General features: G+C 42.5%; 16 protein-coding genes. 10 read left to right on the top strand and 6 right to left on the bottom strand.

The features are described 5' to 3' along the window. Positions 1–326 precede the first annotated feature (326 nt). The 5 genes from dnaA to MSG37_RS18310 all read left to right on the top strand — a co-directional run bounded on the left by dnaA (position 327) and on the right by MSG37_RS18310 (position 7,574). Entirely contained in the window at positions 327–1,712 is a 1,386-nt protein-coding gene (gene dnaA / locus MSG37_RS18330) for a chromosomal replication initiator protein DnaA (protein ID WP_248472117.1), read from the top strand. A 19-nt stretch (positions 1,713–1,731) separates the two neighbouring features. Beyond that, positions 1,732–2,832, top strand: coding sequence for a DNA polymerase III subunit beta (dnaN, locus tag MSG37_RS18325; protein WP_248472116.1), 1,101 nt, complete (start codon positions 1,732–1,734; stop codon positions 2,830–2,832). Between the two features lie 102 nt (positions 2,833–2,934). Then, complete coding sequence (gene recF, locus MSG37_RS18320) at positions 2,935–4,017, top strand: DNA replication/repair protein RecF (RefSeq protein ID WP_248472115.1); 1,083 nt, start codon at positions 2,935–2,937, stop codon at positions 4,015–4,017. 16 nt (positions 4,018–4,033) lie between these two features. After that, positions 4,034–6,451 (top strand): DNA topoisomerase (ATP-hydrolyzing) subunit B, encoded by a 2,418-nt coding sequence (gene gyrB, locus MSG37_RS18315; protein ID WP_248472114.1) that lies wholly within the window; start codon positions 4,034–4,036, stop codon positions 6,449–6,451. Positions 6,452–6,491: 40 nt separating this feature from the next. Beyond that, positions 6,492–7,574: an HDOD domain-containing protein gene (locus MSG37_RS18310; protein ID WP_248472113.1), complete on the top strand. Its 1,083-nt coding sequence runs from the start codon at positions 6,492–6,494 to the stop codon at positions 7,572–7,574. Positions 7,575–7,644: 70 nt separating this feature from the next. Here MSG37_RS18310 and glyS read toward each other — a convergent pair whose 3' ends face one another. Continuing rightward, on the bottom strand, positions 7,645–9,714 hold the full coding sequence (glyS, locus tag MSG37_RS18305; RefSeq protein ID WP_248472112.1) for a glycine--tRNA ligase subunit beta: 2,070 nt from the start codon (positions 9,712–9,714) through the stop codon (positions 7,645–7,647). 11 nt (positions 9,715–9,725) lie between these two features. Further along, a complete protein-coding gene (glyQ, locus tag MSG37_RS18300) occupies positions 9,726–10,631 on the bottom strand; it encodes a glycine--tRNA ligase subunit alpha (RefSeq protein ID WP_248472111.1) in 906 nt (301 codons plus the stop codon). A 117-nt stretch (positions 10,632–10,748) separates the two neighbouring features. Between glyQ and MSG37_RS18295 the strand changes: the two genes are divergently transcribed. Further along, complete coding sequence (locus MSG37_RS18295; protein ID WP_248472110.1) at positions 10,749–11,306, top strand: DNA-3-methyladenine glycosylase I; 558 nt, start codon at positions 10,749–10,751, stop codon at positions 11,304–11,306. A 180-nt stretch (positions 11,307–11,486) separates the two neighbouring features. Here the strand turns inward: MSG37_RS18295 and MSG37_RS18290 are convergent, their stop codons facing one another. The 4 genes from MSG37_RS18290 to ybaK all read right to left on the bottom strand — a co-directional run bounded on the left by MSG37_RS18290 (position 11,487) and on the right by ybaK (position 16,424). Next, positions 11,487–14,678, bottom strand: a complete 3,192-nt coding sequence (locus MSG37_RS18290; protein ID WP_248472109.1) for an amidohydrolase family protein — start codon at positions 14,676–14,678, stop codon at positions 11,487–11,489. A 416-nt stretch (positions 14,679–15,094) separates the two neighbouring features. After that, entirely contained in the window at positions 15,095–15,532 is a 438-nt protein-coding gene (locus tag MSG37_RS18285) for an MOSC domain-containing protein (protein ID WP_248472108.1), read from the bottom strand. 39 nt (positions 15,533–15,571) lie between these two features. Next, positions 15,572–15,817 (bottom strand): sulfurtransferase TusA, encoded by a 246-nt coding sequence (tusA, locus tag MSG37_RS18280; protein WP_248472107.1) that lies wholly within the window; start codon positions 15,815–15,817, stop codon positions 15,572–15,574. 139 nt (positions 15,818–15,956) lie between these two features. After that, positions 15,957–16,424: a Cys-tRNA(Pro) deacylase gene (ybaK, locus tag MSG37_RS18275; RefSeq protein ID WP_248472106.1), complete on the bottom strand. Its 468-nt coding sequence runs from the start codon at positions 16,422–16,424 to the stop codon at positions 15,957–15,959. A gap of 236 nt (positions 16,425–16,660) precedes the next feature. Between ybaK and MSG37_RS18270 the strand changes: the two genes are divergently transcribed. The 4 genes from MSG37_RS18270 to MSG37_RS18255 are packed head-to-tail and all read left to right on the top strand — an operon-like array spanning position 16,661 to position 20,097. Next, a complete protein-coding gene (locus MSG37_RS18270; RefSeq protein WP_248472105.1) occupies positions 16,661–17,410 on the top strand; it encodes an ETEC_3214 domain-containing protein in 750 nt (249 codons plus the stop codon). A gap of 32 nt (positions 17,411–17,442) precedes the next feature. Continuing rightward, a complete protein-coding gene (locus MSG37_RS18265; protein WP_248472104.1) occupies positions 17,443–18,417 on the top strand; it encodes an LPP20 family lipoprotein in 975 nt (324 codons plus the stop codon). A gap of 30 nt (positions 18,418–18,447) precedes the next feature. Beyond that, positions 18,448–19,488: a hypothetical protein gene (locus tag MSG37_RS18260; protein WP_248472103.1), complete on the top strand. Its 1,041-nt coding sequence runs from the start codon at positions 18,448–18,450 to the stop codon at positions 19,486–19,488. A 9-nt stretch (positions 19,489–19,497) separates the two neighbouring features. Next, positions 19,498–20,097 (top strand): LPP20 family lipoprotein, encoded by a 600-nt coding sequence (locus MSG37_RS18255; RefSeq protein WP_248472102.1) that lies wholly within the window; start codon positions 19,498–19,500, stop codon positions 20,095–20,097. Positions 20,098–20,102: the final 5 nt, after the last annotated feature.

Below are 20,102 nucleotides of genomic sequence, written 5' to 3'. Positions count from 1 at the left end.
AAGTGATTAAATATTAGTTCCTCTGGAAATGCTTCGAAGGTTTAGGTCTACAAGAATGTGTGGATAACTCTGTGAGTTACCACTACATGTTGTGGTTTAGCAGATCAAAAAGCTGATCGAAAGCTGTTTATTATAGATCGATCTGGATCGCTTTATAAAGCTGGATTTGCAGCTTTGCTAATATTTTTCGATCGCAACCGATCTTTTAAGATCGAGATATTCAAGATTAGATGATCTATCTGGGGATAAATCTATTTAAAGGATAGCGATCAGCGTGATCTCATTATAGAATAGACCTCTTTTGTATGATCTTTTGGGGATAACTCGTGGCGGTTTCACTTTGGCAACAATGTATCGCAAGGCTGCAAGATGAGCTTTCTGCTCAACAATTCAGTATGTGGATAAGACCGTTACAAGCAGAAATGGAAGGCGATACACTCGTCATCTATGCACCTAATCGCTTTGTGTTGGATTGGGTTAGGGATAAATACCTAAATATCATCAACCAATTTTTTACTGAACAAATGGGTAGCGATGCGCCAAGTTTGCGTTTCGATATCGGTAGTCGTCCGTCGGCTAAACCTGTTGTTCAGGCCACAGCAGCAGTAAAAACTAGCAGACCTGCTAGTAGAGAAGTCGTTAAGCCTTCTTTTAATACTCCGCATGCAGAGCCTATGGCGAATGCTAATCATCGCAGTAATATTAATCCGACTTACCAGTTTGATAACTTCGTTGAAGGTAAATCAAACCAATTAGGTAAAGCGGCTGCTTTGCAAGTGGCTGAAAATCCTGGTGGAGCGTATAACCCGTTGTTCCTTTATGGTGGAACAGGTTTAGGTAAAACTCACCTATTGCACGCTGTTGGTAATGGCATTATTAAGAATAAGCCAGATGCAAAAGTGGTTTACATGCATTCTGAGCGTTTTGTGCAAGACATGGTTAAAGCGTTACAAAATAACGCGATCGAAGAATTTAAGCGTTACTACCGTAGCGTTGATGCACTCTTTATTGATGACATCCAATTCTTTGCTAATAAAGATAGATCTCAAGAAGAGTTCTTCCATACCTTTAATGCTCTATTAGAAGGTAACCACCAGATCATTTTGACGTCGGATAAATATCCGAAAGAGATCGACGGTGTTGAAGATCGTTTAAAATCTCGTTTTGGTTGGGGTCTAACGGTTGCTATTGAGCCACCAGAATTAGAAACCCGAGTAGCGATCTTGATGCGTAAGGCACAAGAGAGTGGCATTAACTTACCCGATGAAGTGGCGTTCTTTATTGCTAAGCGTTTACGTTCAAACGTACGTGAGCTTGAAGGTGCATTGAATCGTGTTATTGCAAACGCTAACTTTACTGGTCGTCCGATTACTATCGATTTTGTGCGTGAAGCACTGCGTGACTTACTGGCTCTGCAAGAGAAGTTAGTCACTATCGATAATATTCAAAAGACAGTAGCTGAATACTACAAGATTAAGATGGCTGACATGTTATCTAAGCGTCGTTCACGCAGCGTGGCACGCCCTAGACAGATGGCAATGGCGTTATCAAAAGAGTTAACTAACCAAAGCTTGCCGGAGATCGGTGATGCGTTTGGTGGTCGTGACCATACGACGGTTTTACATGCATGTCGTAAAATTGCGCAGTTGCGTGAAGAAAGTCATGACATTAAAGAAGATTATGCTAACTTGATAAGAACCTTATCTTCTTAATATCAGGGATATTTAATCAATGAAATTTTCAATTGATAGGGACGCTTTATTAAAACCGTTGCAGCTAGTGAGTGGTGCGGTAGAAAGACGTCACAACTTGCCTATATTGGCAAACCTTCTAGTGGAAGTGAGTAATCACTCTCTAAAACTTACCGGTACCGATTTAGAAGTTGAATTGGTGGGTGAGGTTCAGCTAGAAGGTGAAATCCTTGAGGGACGTACAACCGTTCCTGCGAAGAAGTTTTTGGATATCGTTAAATCTTTACCCGATCAAGTCGAGTTAAAGATTGAGCAACAAGATAACCGCTTATTATTACGCTCTGGCCGCAGTCGCTTTACTTTAGCAACCTTGCCAGCAGAAGAGTATCCAAACGTTGAAGCGTTTGAAGCGGAAATTGAGTTTACCCTTAAGCAAGGTACGATGAAGTCGTTAATTGATGCGACTCAGTTCTCGATGGCTAACCAAGATGTACGTTACTATCTAAATGGGTTGTTGTTAGAAACAGAAGGTAATGTACTGCGCGCTATTGCCACAGACGGTCATCGTTTAGCATTAAGTCATCGCCAAATCGAAGCAACATTACCTGAAAAGCAGGTGATTGTGCCGCGTAAAGGCGTACTTGAATTAATGCGCTCGTTTGAGGCTGATGATTTAGACGTAACGATTGCGATTGGTGACAATGCTATTCGTGCCACAACAGCTACAGCGGTATTTACCAGTAAGTTAGTTGATGGCCGTTTCCCTGATTACCGCCGAGTACTGCCAAAAGGTGGTGACAAGGTGGTTATTGCCAGCCGTCAGCAGTTAAAACAAGCATTATTACGCGCTTCTATTTTATCTAATGAGAAGTTCCGTGGTGTACGTGTTCAGTTAGAAAACAATCTAATTAAGATCACCGCTAACAATCCTGAACAGGAAGAAGCGGAAGAGATTTTAGATGTTGAATATGAAAACGCACCATTAGAGATTGGCTTTAACGTCAGTTATTTACTAGATGTACTTAACAACTTGCCATCAGACGATGTTCGTATCACGCTGATTGACGGTAACTCAAGTGCACTAATTGATAACCATGTAGAACAAGATTCTATGTACGTTGTTATGCCAATGAGACTTTAGTCTCGCTCATCCTTTCTATATTCTAAGGCTAGTCAGTTAACGGTAACTGACTAGCCTTATCTTTTGTTAGATTATGCTTCCTGTTGCTTTATAAGGTCATTAATGAGTCTTAGCCGTCTTCATATTGAAGCTTTTCGAAATATAACCTCAGCCCAGTTGTTGCCTGGTGAAGGCCTGAATCTGATTTATGGTCAAAATGGCAGTGGCAAAACCAGTATTTTAGAGGCAATCTATTTTCTGGGAATGGGTCGCTCTTTCCGCAGCCACCTTTCACAACGTGTGATTAAGAACGACGATGACGCGTTGACATTGTTTGCCAGCATGGAAAGTGGTGATGAGCAGAGCAAAATTGGCTTACGCCGTTTTAGAAGCGGTGATATTGAAGTAAAAATTAATGGTGATAAAGTAAAGCGTTTATCGACATTAGCTGAAACTTTACCAATCCAAGTTATCACGCCAGAGAGCTTTTCTTTGCTTTTTGAGGGGCCAAAATCAAGACGGCAGTTTATTGATTGGGGCGCGTTTCATTCGGACCCACGTTTTTATGCCGCTTGGGTTAATGTTCGCCGGATTTTAAAGCAGAGAAATCAATTGCTCAGAGATGGATCGCCCTATAGTTCGATTCAATTTTGGGATAAAGAATTTATTCGTTATGCTGAACTGGTAACCGACATAAGAAAGCAATATGTAGACTCGTTAAATGAGCTACTTAAGGGTATAATCGGAGAGTTTTTACCTCAGGTTGATGTTAAGGTTTCTTTTACCCGAGGATGGGATGCAAAAACCGAGTATGCACAGCTGCTCGAGACGCAATATCCTAGAGATTTAGCCACAGGCTATACCGTCAGTGGGCCACATAAAGCGGATTTACGGTTGCGAGTAGGAACACTGCCTGCACAAGATGCTTTATCGCGCGGTCAGCTGAAATTATTAGTCTGTGCATTACGCATTGCACAGGGAAAGTTGCTCAAACAACAAATAGATAAAAAAAGTATTTATCTGGTGGATGATCTTCCATCGGAATTGGATGCACAGCATAGAAAACTATTGTTACAGCAATTAGCGGATACCGGGGCACAAGTTTTTGTCACGGCTATTGAGCCAGCATCAATAGTAGATTCGTTAATCACGCCGCCAAGTAAGATGTTCCATGTGGAACACGGTTGTGTAACGGTAATTGAATAACCGACGAGAGAATAATATGTCAGAGAATAGTTATGATTCTTCGAGTATTAAGGTTTTAAAAGGCCTTGATGCGGTACGTAAGAGACCAGGAATGTACATCGGTGATACTGATGATGGTACAGGTCTACATCACATGGTATTCGAAGTGGTCGATAACTCTATCGATGAAGCCTTAGCAGGCCACTGTAACGACGTTGATATTACCATTCATGCCGATGGTTCTGTTTCAGTACGCGATGACGGCCGTGGTATTCCAGTTGCGATTCACCCAGAAGAAGGTGTATCAGCAGCTCAGGTTATTATGACTGTACTGCACGCTGGTGGTAAGTTCGATGATAACTCTTATAAAGTATCTGGTGGTCTACACGGTGTAGGTGTATCGGTAGTTAACGCGCTGTCTAAAAAGCTGCAGCTAACTATTCGTCGTGACGGCAAGGTGTATGAGCAGTTCTACACCATGGGTGAGCCAGATGAGCCAATTAAAGAAGTGGGCGAAGCGTCTAACACTGGTACAGAAATTCGTTTCTGGCCAAGTGAAGAGACTTTCTCTGACGTTCAATTCCACTTCGACATCCTAGCTAAACGTGTTCGTGAATTATCTTTCTTGAACTCAGGTGTTGGTATTCGTCTAGTGGACGAGCGTGACAACCGTGATGAGTTCTTTAAGTACGAAGGCGGTATTAGCGCATTTGTTGACTACTTAAACGTTAACAAAACACCAGTAAACAAAGAAGTGTTCCATTTCTGTCAAGAGCGTGAAGACGGTATTACCGTTGAAGTTGCAATGCAGTGGAACGACGGCTTCCAAGAAAACATTTTCTGTTTTACCAACAACATTCCACAGCGTGATGGTGGTACTCACTTAGCGGGCTTCCGCGGTGCGTTAACACGTAACCTGAACAACTACATGGAACGTGAAGGCTTTAACAAGAAAGGTAAGACCGCTGCAACGGGTGATGATGCTCGTGAAGGTCTAACTGCTGTTATTTCTGTAAAAGTGCCGGATCCAAAGTTCAGTTCACAAACTAAAGATAAACTAGTTTCTAGCGAAGTTAAGTCTGCTGTTGAGCAAACTATGGGTGAGCAATTAGGTGACTACCTAATGGAGCATCCAAACGAAGCTAAACTGATTGTTGGTAAGATTATCGATGCTGCTCGTGCTCGTGAAGCTGCACGTAAAGCGCGTGAAATGACTCGTCGTAAAGGCGCATTAGATTTGGGTGGTTTGCCAGGTAAGCTAGCTGACTGCCAAGAGAAGGACCCTGGTCTTTCTGAAATTTACATAGTGGAGGGTGACTCTGCGGGCGGTAGTGCTAAGCAGGGTCGTAACCGTAAGAACCAAGCTATTCTGCCACTGAAAGGTAAGATCCTAAACGTTGAAAAAGCACGTTTTGATAAGATGTTATCTTCACAAGAAGTTGCAACGCTAATTACAGCATTAGGTTGTGGTATTGGCCGCGACGAATATGATCCTGATAAGACGCGTTACCACAACATCGTTATCATGACCGATGCTGACGTCGACGGCTCGCACATTCGTACGCTGCTGTTGACTTTCTTCTTCCGTCAAATGCCTGAACTTATTGAACGTGGTTATGTTTACATTGCACAACCACCGCTTTATAAGGTTAAGAAAGGTAAGCAAGAACAGTACCTTAAAGACGATCCTGCACTAACTGAGTACTTAACAACTCAAGCGCTAGATAATGCAAACATTTATCCATCGCAAGGTGCACCAGGTATGTCTGGTCAGCCATTAGAGCGCTTGGTTAATCAGTACCGTGAAGTTGAGGCTATTATTGCTCGTTTAGAGCAACGTTACCCAACTAACATCACTGACTTGATGTTATATCACCCAGCACTTAACAACGAGATGTTAGCTGATGAAGCGAAAGTTAAAGCTTGGGCTGATGCATTTGTTGCTGACTTAACTAACAAAGAAACCGGTGGTGTTTTATATAGCGGTGAGCCAGTTCTCGACCCTGAGCGTCAGTCTTACTTGCCGAAAATCACTATCCGTAAACACGGTATTGATACGCACTACTTGTTCTCATACGACTTCTTCCAGTCTACTGATTATCAACGCATCGTTAAGATGGGCGCTGAAATCAACGGTATGATTGAAGAGGGTGGCTATGTTCAACGTGGTGAGCGTACTAAAGATGTGGTGAGCTTTGTTGACGCGCTAGAGTGGTTAATGACTGAATCTAAGCGTGGCTTATACATTCAGCGTTATAAAGGATTGGGTGAGATGAACCCTGAACAATTGTGGGAAACCACAATGGATCCAGAATCACGCCGTATGCTACAAGTAACGATTGAAGATGCGATTGGTGCTGACCAACTGTTTACCTGTTTGATGGGTGATCAAGTAGAGCCGCGTCGTGACTTTATCGAAGCTAACGCATTGAATGTAGCAAACCTAGACGTATAGGTTTGTTGCAAACAAAAAGCTAAAATTGAATCGGTGCTATATGCACCGATTTTTTTGCCAATTAATCGGTCATCATAAATTGTTTAGTAAAGCCTTTAAAAAACTGTTCAATATTAGAGAGCGGGTGGTTATTGAAAAACCAACTAGCTTTAGTGGTTCAATGGAACAGTTGCAAGCAAATCACGTTGAGCCTGCGGCTGCTCAAGTAAAATCTGCTGAAACAGCACCAGTTGTAGCTGTTGATCTCTCTGCACTTTTTTATAGTTTATTGTTTCCAAGTACCCAATTAAACGGCACCGCGAACGAACTAGAAAAGAGTGTTTTTAGGCGAGTAGAAGCCGCTCTGGCTGCACCTAAAGCAATTGCTGAACGTGTGCTAAAAATGCCGACACAGGTCGCAGCCCTAGACAAGCAGTTAGCTGATGAAAATACCGATACCAAAGCATTATTAGCCTTAATAGAGAAAGATCCTGTATTGAGTGTTGAGGTGCTAAAACTGTGTAATTCGCCGCTATTTAGACGTAGCGATAAAGATGTCACCAGCTTACAGTTAGCATTAGTGCAGTTGGGTCGAGATCAAATCCGTCGCTTTGTCACTACAGCTATGATGCGCAAGATTATAGATGTTAAGCCTATCTACTTTAGACGTTTTGGCAGCCAAATTTGGCGTCATTCAATGCAGGTTGCTTATCTTGCTAGCCAGCTTGCCGATGAAGATCCTGATAGTGCATTTTTACTGGGTCTAGTCCATGACGTAGGTAAAATTGCCATCTTCAAGCTGTTATTAGAAGCCTTTAAACAAGCTGAACCAGGTGAGCAGCCATGTTCTAGTTTATTTAGACAAGTGATGACGACAAAATCTTTAAGTTTAAGCGCCTTACTTGCTCATTATTGGCAGTTACCGTCACTATTTGAGTCAGAGCTTAACCGTCTCGCAGTTGTTGACTCTAAGCCTACTGGTGGCCTTGCTGAAGTGATATGGCGGGCTAATCTTATTAGTGAATGTTCAATGTTATTTGAGGCGGGTAAGTTACAAGCCGAACAACTAAATAGATTGCTATATGATGCTGGAGTCGATCGAACTACGTTTGATGAAATACACAAAAAACTTGTACTATTTTAATTACTTTAAATGACCGAGTTTCAAAACAAAAAACGCGCCGATAGGCGCGTTTTTTATATCTGCTAATTACTTATTGCAGTAACGAGATATCTGCAGCATGTAAGAATTGCTCGCGTAGGCTAGATAGTAGCGCTAGACGGTTGTTCTTAAGTGCTTCGTCATCAGCCATAACCATTACATCTTCGAAGAAAGTATCGACACTTTCACGTAGGTTGGCTAATAGCGCTAATGCTTCTTGATAGTTTGCAGCAGCAAATAGCGGTGCTAGTTGCGGTTGCAGTTCAGCAAGTTTAGCGGCCAGTGCTTTTTCAGCATCTTCAACAAGTAGCTTGTCGTCGATTGCAGCTGGTAGCTCGCCTTCAACTTTAGCTAAAATGTTAGATACACGCTTGTTAGCAGCAGCTAGAGCAGACGCTTGCTCAAGAGTTCTGAAGTGAGCTACAGCTTTAATGCGGCTTTCAAAATCTGCAGGAGCAGTAGGACGGCGAGCCAATACGGCTAAGATCACGTCTACACTCACGCCTTGATCTTGGTACCAAGCACGGAAACGAGCCATAAAGAACTCAAGTACTTGCTCTGCAACGTCTGCATTAGTGAGGTTTTCACCGTGTAGTGCTTGTGCCTTAGCAATTAGGTCAACAAGATCTAGCGGTAAGTTGTTCTCTAAACAGATGCGTAGTACACCAATAGCAGCACGACGCAGTGCGAATGGATCCGCTGCGCCTTTAGGTGCTTGACCAATACCAAAAATACCTACTAGTGTGTCTAGCTTCTCAGCTAATGCCACACAAATTGAGATAGGTGCTGTTGGTACGGTATCGCCAGAAAACTTAGGCTTATATTGCTCTGATAGTGCAACTGCTACCGCTTCAGTTTCACCGTTTAGGCGTGCGTAATGCATACCCATGGTGCCTTGAAGATCAGTAAATTCCATTACCATGTTAGTCATTAAATCTGACTTAGATAATAGACCCGCACGCGCTGCTTCTTCGCTGTTAGCATCAATGCTAGTGGCAATGTAACCCGCCATAGCTGAAATACGCTCAACGCGTTGCTTAATCGTGCCAAGTTGCTTTTGGAATACAACAGTCTCTAGGCTCGCAAGGCGGGCTTCAAGTGTGTCTTTCTTATCTGTTTCAAAGAAGAACTCAGCATCGGCAAGACGTGGGCGAACCACTTTCTCGTTACCTGAAATAATTTGCTGTGGGTCTTTAGATTCGATGTTAGTCACGAAGATAAAGTTTGGTAGCAACTGACCCGCATTATCAAATACAGGGAAGTACTTTTGGTCACCTTTCATGGTGTAAACCAAAGCTTCAGCTGGTACGTCTAAGAACTTTTCTTCAAAGCTTGCTGTTAGCACTACTGGCCATTCAACAAGAGAAGTCACTTCTTCTAATAAATCGTCTTCAAGATCAGCTACGCCACCAATTTTAGCTGCAGCTGCTTCAGAGTCAGTTTTGATAATTGCTTTACGTGCTTCGTAATCTGCAAGTACTTTGCCTTTTTCTTTAAGCGCAACTAAGTAGTTGTCTGCATGGTCTAGCTCAAAGCTAGATTCACCCATAAAGCGGTGGCCACGAATAACGCGGTCAGACTTAATACCGAGTAGTTCACCGTCAACAACTTCACTACCAAGTAGCATAGTAACAGTGTGAACAGGGCGGATAAATTGTGTGGTATTGCTACCCCAGCGCATTGGCTTTGGAATCGGCAATTTGTCTAATGAGCGCTGCGCCATATCTGCGATAAGACTCTTAGTCTCAACACCCACAACGCGTGCTTGGTGTAGTAACCATTCGCCTTTGTCTGTTTTTAAACGTTCAGCTTGTTCAACAGTAATACCGTTACCACGAGCCCAGCCCATTGCAGCTTTAGTTGGGTTACCGTCAGCATCAAAGGCTTGTGCAACCGCAGGGCCGCGCTTTTCAACGACTTTGTCTGCTTGAGCAAGTGCAAGTTGGTTGATGCAAATTGCTAAGCGGCGAGGTGCTGCGTGCCATACTGCAGACTCAAAGCTAAGTTCTGCTTTAGTTAACTCTTCAGTAAAGTTTGCTAAAAATGATTCAGCTAGTTTACGTAGTGACTTTGGTGGTAACTCTTCTGTGCCTACTTCAATGAGTAAGTTTTCAAAATTCATTATTTATTCCTCTACTTACACATTGGGAAGCCAAGTGCTTCACGGGCTTGATAGTAAGATTCAGCAACGCCTTTAGCCATAGTACGAACGCGTAAAATATAACGCTGGCGCTCAGTAACAGAGATAGCATGGCGAGCATCTAACAAGTTAAATGCATGAGAGGCTTTCATTACTTGCTCGTAAGCTGGTAGTGGAAGTGGCTTTTCTAGAGTTAATAAACGCTCGCAAGCTTGTTCGCAGTCATCAAACATCTTGAATAGCACTTCAACATTGGCGTGTTCAAAGTTATAAGTTGATTGCTCAACTTCATTTTGATGGAAGATATCACCATACATAACTTTGCCCATTGGGCCGTCAGTCCATACAAGATCGTAAACGCTGTCTACTTCTTGAATGTACATGGCAAGACGTTCTAGACCGTAAGTGATTTCGCCAGTAACAGGCTTACACTCAAGACCACCCACTTGCTGGAAGTAAGTAAACTGAGATACTTCCATACCGTTTAGCCAAACTTCCCAGCCTAGACCCCAAGCACCAAGAGTTGGTGATTCCCAGTTGTCTTCTACGAAGCGAACATCATGCACATTCATATCAACGCCAAGCGCTTCTAATGAACCTAAGTAAAGTTCTTGAATGTTACTTGGTGATGGCTTTAGTACTACTTGATATTGGTAGTAGTGCTGCAGGCGGTTAGGGTTTTCACCATAACGGCCGTCAGTTGGGCGACGACATGGTTGAACATAGGCACTGCTCATTGGCTCTGGGCCTAATGAACGTAAGAATGTCATAGGGTGGAATGTACCCGCACCAACTTCCATGTCCAATGGTTGAACGATTGCGCAACCTTGCTGCGCCCAGTATTCCTGCAGGGTCATAATGAAGCCCTGGAATGTTTTTACGTCGTGTTTCGTCGTCATATCCGCTTGTCTACTGCCTGGAAGCCTTAATAGAAAATGGTTTCGATTATACCTTGTAGAATAACGCTTATGTAGGTTATTTTTTATCTGGTTGGTTAAAAATTTAGGAAAGTGGTGATGGAAGTGACACGTTGTGCTTGGGTGGGACAAGATCCTATCTATCAAGAGTACCATGACAAGGTGTGGGGCAGACCTGTTTATGACAGTCGAGAGTTGTTTGAAAAGCTATGTTTAGATGGCCAACAAGCAGGATTATCTTGGATAACCATCCTTAAAAAACAGCAAAACTATGAGGCTGCATTTGCTAATTTTGAGCCAGAGATTATTGCGACCTTCGATGATGCCAAAGTCGAAGAACTGATGCTCAACCCTGGAATAGTGCGCAATCGGCTTAAGGTTAATTCTATTATCAAAAATGCCAAAGCTTATTTAGCTTATACCGGACAGGGCAATGACTTCTCTAAATTTTTGTGGGAGTTTGTTGGTGGCTCACCCAAAGTGAATCATTTTGAGTCTATGCAACAAGTGCCTGCACAAACAGCAGAATCAGAGGCAATGTCGAAAGCGCTGAAAAAGATGGGCTTCAATTTTGTGGGGCCGACAATTTGTTATGCCTTTATGCAAGCTGTGGGAATGGTCAATGACCACACCACAGATTGCTTTTGTCGCAACTAGCACTAAAGTACTACACCGCTTAGTTGTGACTCATTAAAAAAGGATGTTCCACGTGGAACATCCTTTTTCATTGTTAGCTTTTAGGTATAGCTAAAAGCTCATTTTTGGATCAAAAAATAATTTTCTTCAAAATTTAAAATCGTAGCTAAGTTAGCCAGATTTTAAATTTAAAAATGGAATCTACTTTTCGAAAAAGAAGGTTTCTCTCTGCTTACCTTTATTATTTTTACCACCATTTAGCTGATCCATCGTCTCAGCATTAAACAGTTTACCGTTAACCATGGTGTAGGTTACGCGATCGGTTACGCGAATATCTTCTAGCGGGTTGCCATCGATAACGATTAGGTCGGCTAGCTTACCTTGCTTGATAGAACCAATTTGATGGTCCATTGCAAAATGTTTAGCTGGATTAATGGTTGCTGTTTTTAGCGCTTCCATATTACTCATGCCACCTTGGGCGAACATCCAAATCTCCCAATGGGCAGCCAAACCTTCACGTTGACCATGGGCACCTATATTAGCTTTTACACCCACTGCATTTAGTTCATTAGCTACACGAGCTACGTTAAAGTGGTTGTAATGTTCATCTGGTGCGGTAGGTCGACGCATTGAGCGAGCATTTAAGATATCAGACGGGACATACATAGATAGACGAGGGTGAGCCCAAACATCGGTTTTATCGTACCAGTAGTTTTCACCCCAAATGCCGCCGTAGGCAACAACTAACGTTGGGGTGTAGCCAACTTCAGTTTGGCCCCAGAACTGCTTAATATCGTCATAGATACTGGCAGCGGGTAGTGAGTGTTCTATGCCAGTATGACCATCGGCAATCATGCTGAGGTTATGCTGCAGTAAGCTACCGCCTTCAGGCACTACCATCATTTCAAGTTCGCGCGCTGCGGCAATAACTTGTTGGCGTTGATTACGGCGTGGTTGGTTATAACTCTTAACACTGAACGCACCGACTTTCTTTAGTCGTTCCAAATGGAATTTAGCATCATCAAGTGAGTCGATATGCGAGGTATAGCCTGGAGCATTTGCGCCATATAAAATCGTACCGGTTGAGAAGATACGCGGACCAGCAATGTTACCGGCTTTCTGTTGCTCGGCTGCTGCGAAAATCTCAGTAGTGTCATTTGATGGATCGTGAATTGCGGTAACACCTAAAGATAGGTTCGAATACATCTCCCAGTTTTGTTGTGGGATAATCTCGCTTTCACCTTGAGCGCCATGAGCGTGAGCATCAAACAAGCCTGGCATTAACGTTTTGCCCTTAATGTCGATGACCTTAGCATCACTTGGAATATCAATTACTGATGATGAACCGACACTGACAATGTGATTGTTTTTAACTATTACAGTACCATTTTCGATGACTTGGTCGTTTTCCATGGTGATGATATTGCCGCCAACAAAAGCAATTGTTCCACGTGGAACATCAGCTTTTTGACTGAAGCCAAGATTAGTAATTGTCGGTTTAGATTTGTCGTCTGCAGCAGTTTGATACTGGGTATCTACATTGACTTGATAAAGCTCAGGACCAAGGGTCCAATAAAGTTGGTCGCTATCGGTATTCCAGCTAATGCTTTCACCGGCACGGACACTTAATTGCTCAACGGGTAGGTTGCTGGCCTTAGGGCCAATTTGAATGGTTTCGCCATGCTTAGCAAATGGTGTGACAAATACCTTGAAGCGTTCAGCAAAGGCAAGTTGTTTACCGTCAGGTGATACTCTGAATTCAGTGGCATGTTTGCTAGTGTAGTGCACGCGCTTTTCAAAGCCATTGAGGCCAATAGAGGCTAGCTGTGGTGTCTCACCACTTTCCATAAAGTAGACGCGGTCATTATTGGCACCAAATTGAGGTTGGTATCCTGCAGAGGTGATCTTGGTATTTTTATCACCATCAATATCGACTTGGTAAAGACCGGTTTCCTGTGACCAAGTGCGTGGCGTGATATAGCCGCCTTTAGCCTTACGATAAACGATGGTTTCACCGTCTGGTGAGAAGGTCGGTTCTACATATTTACCTGGCTCATCGGTTAGTACTTTTACCCGTTTATTACGTACTGTCGCTAAACTCACGGTACCTTGTTCTTGGTCATCCCAAGTTGTGAATACAACGCGTTTGCCATCGCGTGACCATTGTGGGAACAGTTCACGTAAGTCGCTATCTAGTTTGGTAAGGCGTGACATTTTGCCATCGGGTAAGCTCTTAACCCAGATTTTGCCTAAGGCTTCAAAGGCCACTTTTTTACCATCAGGAGACACTTGCGCCATACGCAGCATCTTTACGTCGAACACGTCTTTATCGAGATCTTGAGTGAAGCGAACTGCAGGCTGAACCGCTCGCTCAGTCTTAACCGTAAATGGAATTTGCTCAACCGACTTAGACTCAACATCAAGCTTATTGATCTTACCGTTTGCCCAAAACAGGATTTCATCATTATCGGCGGTCCAACTCATGGTTGGATAAACTCCATGAATCGCCCAGGTTTCTTGCATGTCTCGGTCTAGTTCATCGTATAGTTTTTCTGTTTCACCAGACTTTAAATCGAGTAGATATAGGGAAGATTGAAAGCCATCACGCTTAATGTAGGCAAGCTTGTTTCCATCTGGACTTGGAGTTGGTCGAATCGCGCCACCAGTACCCTGGATCAATACTTCTATATCACCTGTTTGGGTATCGTAACGCTTGATCTTATAGATACCTTTTACCGAATCTTTTGAATAGTGGAATGTCTTACCCGGCGTCGCATCTTGGCTAAAGTAGATATAACGGCCATCTGGCGAGTAAGCGGGTTCACCTAAATCTTTTTGCTCATTTGGCCGCTCGGTAAGTTTTACACCGTCACCACCGGCAACGTGATACATCCATACTTCACCGGCACCTAGGCTACGACTACCTGTAAAGTGTTTACGCGCTACCAGGTATTGTCCATCCGGACTCCAGGCTGGACTGTTCAATAAGCGAAATGTTTCTTCGGTGACTGGACGAGGGTTGCTACCGTCAGCTTCCATAATCCAAATATTGTCACCACCATCTTCATCAGAGGTGAAGGCGATGTACTTTCCATCAGGGCTATAGACAGGTTGCATCTGCCATGCAATGCCTTTAGCTAACGGTTTAGCTTCTCCGCCATCAATTGGTATTTGATAGATATCACCAAGTAGATCGAACACCACATGTTTGCCATTCGGGCTAACACTGACGTTCATCCAAGTACCTTCATTAACTTCGATTTTTACTTGTTCTAATGGAGCGTTTGCTGGCGCATTAACTTGCCAAGATTGATTATCTTCTTCTGCCATGGTTGGAACACTAAAGCTCAATGCAATAGCGGCATATAGGGGAGTAAGTTTGTTCTTTAGCATGATAATCCTAATTATTGTTATCGTTTTAAAGGAGTAGTTTTTAAATCAATTTATTGATTGTTAGTGTTAGCGCTTAAATAAAGATTAATTTGTGCAACAGTTATCGCACAAATTACTTAACAGTAAAACAAAAATTCTGTTTCAATTAGTTAAGCTCAATATAGTTAATGAAGAGGGTAATAATGGTTCTAGCGCTGTATGAAGGCTGCTAGATTTTCTATTTCGTTATGATTAGCTTGCCAATCGATATGAGGTTTTTGTAATCACAGGGAGTATGTTGAATTGCTAACGGTGCGAGGTGAAAACTAATTGGATATGAATATCGTTTTATAAAGCTAAGTTGAAGTTTAGATATCAGCATTAGGCTGTATCGATAAGATACAAGCCTGTTTGATTGACCTGGGTAGCTAGTAAACTTAAGCTAAATCGACAGGATCGTTAATTTGAATATTAGCGTCGTTCAGAACTCGGCAAGTTACACCGCCGCGCCAATCAGGTAATAGAGCGGCTTCTAAACCGGGATAAGCTTGCTCCATTTTTTTACATGGATCAGTTTCACCGGTTATCTCAAGTAACAGCTCACCAATTGTTAGTTGCTTACCAACATCGCTAGCGCTAAAACGTAAGCCGTCAATCAGTAGGTTGGCTCTACGCGTAAACCAAGGCAAGGTTTTTCCTACTTCGTTACAAGCTATTTGCCATTGCTGAGTCGACATCACAGTAACCTGACGCTTACCCGGACGACCAAAGATGTCGTTTTCAACACCTTTGGCTTGAGTCACTTGAGCTTGTTCAGCCGTAATCATTTGACCGCGTTTTTCAGTTTTAAATGCAATACCAATTAATGAAGCCATGATAATTCCTTTTATCTATTTAAGATGAATTAGTGGTGACTATAGACCTTTCTTTATCAAGTATTGATAAGGTGTAGATTCTGTTTGGCTGGCAACTAAAGTGTGATCCATAAACTCACAAAAGCTTGGAATGTCACGTGTAGTCGCTGGGTCGTCAGCAATGATAAGTAAAGTTTCGCCGTCGTTCATGCGTCTTACTGATTTGCGTACCATCATCACAGGCTCTGGGCATCTTAAGCCTAAAGCGTCGAGTTGGTGTTGTGCAGCGTTAAATAGGTCGTTCATATTTCCTCAGCCGAACGATTAAACAGAAGTGGCTAATATTACTCCAGCGCTTAGGTTTATCCAAGCGGCAGCTACTAATTTGTGAGCTGGCATCATTTCAGTTTTGAGTATGTTCCACGTGGAACATACTCAAAGTCACTTAAGCTGTTAGCGGGGCAAACTGCGCTTTTAGTTGTTGTTTAAGATCTTCTGGCGCAAGCTCGAGATCAAGCCCTCTGCGTCCACCGCTAATAAACATCTTATCCAGTTGGCTAGCAGACTGATCGATAACCGTTGTTAGCAATTTCTTTTGTCCTAATGGACTAACGCCACCAAGTACATAACCTGAGCTGCGTTGAACTTCAATTGCTTCTGCCATAACTGCCTTTTTAGCTTTGGCTGCTTTTGCGATTAATTTCATACTGAGCTTTTCTGCTACAGGAATAATCGCGACTGCGAGTTGCTTACCATCAAGTTTCACGACTAAGGTTTTAAATACCAACTCAGGTGCAACACCTATTTTTTCCGCCGCCTCTAAACCATAAGCTTGGCAAGATGGGTCATGTTGATACTCATGTACTTGATGGGAAATCTTGTTTTTTACAAGTAGGTCTATTGCTGGAGTCATGACTTAACGTGTTCCGTATAAAAAGCTAATCTGAATTATAGTGATCTTTTCACAAGCAAACTGGTTATACCGTGATATATCCCGAGTTATAAAGCAGACATTATTACTTTAAATATTTTTACTCGTTTCGGATTAGGGAATAATTTCGAAACAATTGGTCCAATTGTGATATGTTACTAAATTAGTTAACATTGATGTGTTTTTATACTTTTGACTTAAAGGGAATTTGAGTTGACATGGAAGGTCGTGAACAGACGGCTAGGATCGGTTTTTGGGGTAAACTCCAAAGTATCGCACTCACTGCTGTCGCTGTGATGTTATGGGTCGGGCAATGGAATGATACGAAAGAAGCAGTCAATTCTGCGTATGAATCTTTTGTTGCACACTGGACTAATGATATTGAATACAAGCAAATTTCGCATTTGCATGTGGGCCAAACCAAAGCCTACGTGACGAGTTTGTTTGGTACTCCACATGTATCGAAGCGTTCGTCTTTAGATTCTGACGTCTATTTTTTTTATTATGGTCATCCTAAATATCAATTAACTTTGGCGATAAAAGATCAACGTTTATCAGGATACGCCATTGTGGGTTTAAAACCTGATTTTCAAGCGGCCATTCCATACCTCAATCAAACACTCCTTTCCGATAATTTAGCGTCTTACTTTTTGGGAGTAGATAGCTACTTTTCTGATGCGAATAATCTTGAATATTATGCTGAAGCACATGACCTAGGTAAAAGCGTTATGTTTTACAGCTTAATACTTGGTGCGGTTAATTATGGAAGTTTAAGCAGCCAAGATGTAGCGGCAATTGCTCAGTTAAATGCGCAGCTTGATAGAGGCGTTGATGATATTAGTAGAGCTTTAGAGGCAAGTCGTAAACTTGAACCTAACTATTTTGCAGTTACAGAGTTGGCTCCCCAAGTGATGATTGAAGCCCTGTTAACTCACTTTGAATATAAGACGCTATTGAAGAGCCAATAACCTTTAAGAATTAACTATTTCAAGGACGAAGTATGCACTTAAAACTTACCAGCTTGTTTTTAGGTTGGGCATTACTATCTGGTTGCCAGACAACTGCCAAAGTACCTAATTGGTATCTTAACCCTATAGCGGCGAATGAAACACAATTGGTGGCGGTAGGGCAAGGTTCAAGTCTTGAAAACGCAAAGCAAAAAGCTATAAGTGCGGTTAACCAACAATTATGGACTCAGGTTCAATCGACTGGCTTGAGCCGAAATATTGCCAATGACATTAATGGTCGAGAGCATTATCAGCAGTTAAATGATTTTAGCGTTAACACCCAAACCTCAGCTCTTATATTAAGTGGTGTGAGCTTCACTAAAGCCGAGCAAAGTGGCGATACTTTTTATGTTGAAGCCAGTGTTAATAAGGCAACGATTAAGTCTCAACTACGTGCCGATATTGCACAGTACAATGCTGCAGCTCAATTTGAGTTAGACAGATTAGCGCAAACCGATCCACTAGTGTGGTGGCTAAAAAACAATAATACAGCAGAGCTCGAAGCTAAAATGGCCAGCCGTCAATCAATGCTTTATGCACTGTCTCCCGCTGAAAAGCAGAAGGTGACAGCTAACGTTATTCCCGCGCTTAAAGCAAAAGTTGTCGATGTTCATTCAGGTTTGAAAGTTGCGGTCTTGGCTGAGCCTAGTGATAAGTGGATGAGTGAAGCAGTTACCCACTATTTGAACCAGAATAAAATCAGTGTTGTTAAGCATGGTGGTGAGGCTCACAGTCATGAGTTAGTGCTTGATAGTGATTGGCGCAAAAATTATGTCGCTGACATCTACATTTCTACGGTTCAGGTAAATATTACCGTTAAAAATCAACAGCAACTAGTTATCGCCAGCAATGAGATTATTGCCAACGCTAACTCAGTAACCAGCTTTGAACGTGCTGATGAAGGCGCGTCACGTCATTTCTCTGCCAAGTTAAAAGCACAGAATTTTTGGGGAGCCTTAGGGCTTTAAATATTTTTCTAACAATATATGGATATTGGTATGTTAAAAAAATCTTTTATAACGCTAGCAATGCTCACAGCTGTCACGGGATGTAATAGCACTGGGCCAAATGTCTGTTCCGCGTCTTCGCGAATAGAGCTGCCAGATAGTAGTCACATGGTGAAAGGAACAGCGAGCACTAAGGTCGTTATTTTTGAACCAGACTTAAAAGTGGATACATCGACAGCGAAAAGTATTACCGCCTCATTCGATCAATCATTGAGAAAGCAGATTAATAAAACAGGTTCGCAAATTGTGGATCGAAGTTTAGCTAAAAAGCTGAAACCAGAATTAGAAATTGCTGAGGCAAGCGGTCGATATAGTAGTGAAGGTGTTCCTATTGCTGATTTTGCTATTTTTACCGATATTGGTGTAGCGCATTTCTCGCGTGAATTTAAAGGCGCCCATGTTGCTTATGACCCTATTGAAGATAAGAGAGTTAGGGTTGCTCCTGCGTGCCACTTTGAGGCTAAAATCGAGGCGAGCACCAGAGCTGTTTCACTTCCTGACATGATCACCATGGATCAAATAGAGTTCGCTGGAGATACGACTTACTCTTATGACACTTCTAATTCGCGTTGCCCAATCTCGCAAGATCAAATCAATAGCATGATTGCGAATGCAGCCAAATATTCAGTTACCCGTAATGACGATTTAAAAAATTTACTCGCACCGAGGGCCAGTATTGTCGAGATGCGTCAATGCGATGTAGGCACTATGGTTCGTATTGATATGGGGAGCAATCAAGGTGTTGAGCCTGAGTGGGAAGTAGATTTTATTTCTCATGAAAAAGTGACTAACTATGCCGGAGAGATTGAAGTTGAAACCCGTGGCTACGGTGAAGGTGAGGTTATTAATAATGCTGAACACGGCATTAAGCCAAATCACTCATGGGTCATGATCGATAGCGATATGGCTGGACTAGTAAAACGGGGAGATACGGTAAAGGTAAAATTTGAAGATACTTGTAATAGCATGTCTATTTTCGCAAGCCTTTGTCACAAAACATCAGAATCACTATCAGAAACATTTAGCTTTTAAGGGAATAAAATGAAAAAAGTATTAGTAGCAACTGCCGTAGTCGCCGTATTAGCCGGTTGTCAAAGCAACGATACCGTCAAGGATGTACAACAAATTGATTGTTTCTACCCTGATGCACCAACAACAGAAGCACCGCGTTGGGTGTGCGATGTTATGCCCACGGGCATTGAAATGGGCGCCGTTGGTTACGCCAAAAAGAGTGTAGCAGGACTAAACATTATGCGTGATGTGGCGACCAACGATGCAAGAGCTCGATTGGCACAGCAATTTGAGACCAATGTTAATACGCTATTTAAGCAAGCAACAACCGCTAATATTGCTTCATCATCTACAGATGGAGTATCGGAAGAGGTAAATGAATACCTTGAGTCTGTGATTAAAAACGTAACTAGTCGCACTCTGTCTAATAGCAAAGTGATTGTGACTCAGCGTAGCCCCGGTGGCGGACTTTATACGTTAGTAGGCATGGATAAAGCCACTTACGATGAGAATATTGCCAAAGTCGTAGCAGCAGCGGGTAACAAGGACCCAGAACTTTGGAATAAGTTTAATAGCAAAAAAGCGGCGGAAGAATTAGACGCGGCACTGTCGTCATTACAAAAGCTGTAACGATT

The organism is Shewanella sp. 1CM18E (assembly GCF_023161665.1).
Taxonomy (GTDB): domain Bacteria; phylum Pseudomonadota; class Gammaproteobacteria; order Enterobacterales; family Shewanellaceae; genus Shewanella.
Note: the sequence above shows the minus strand (reverse complement) of the source record. Positions and strands in the feature narration are given on the sequence as shown.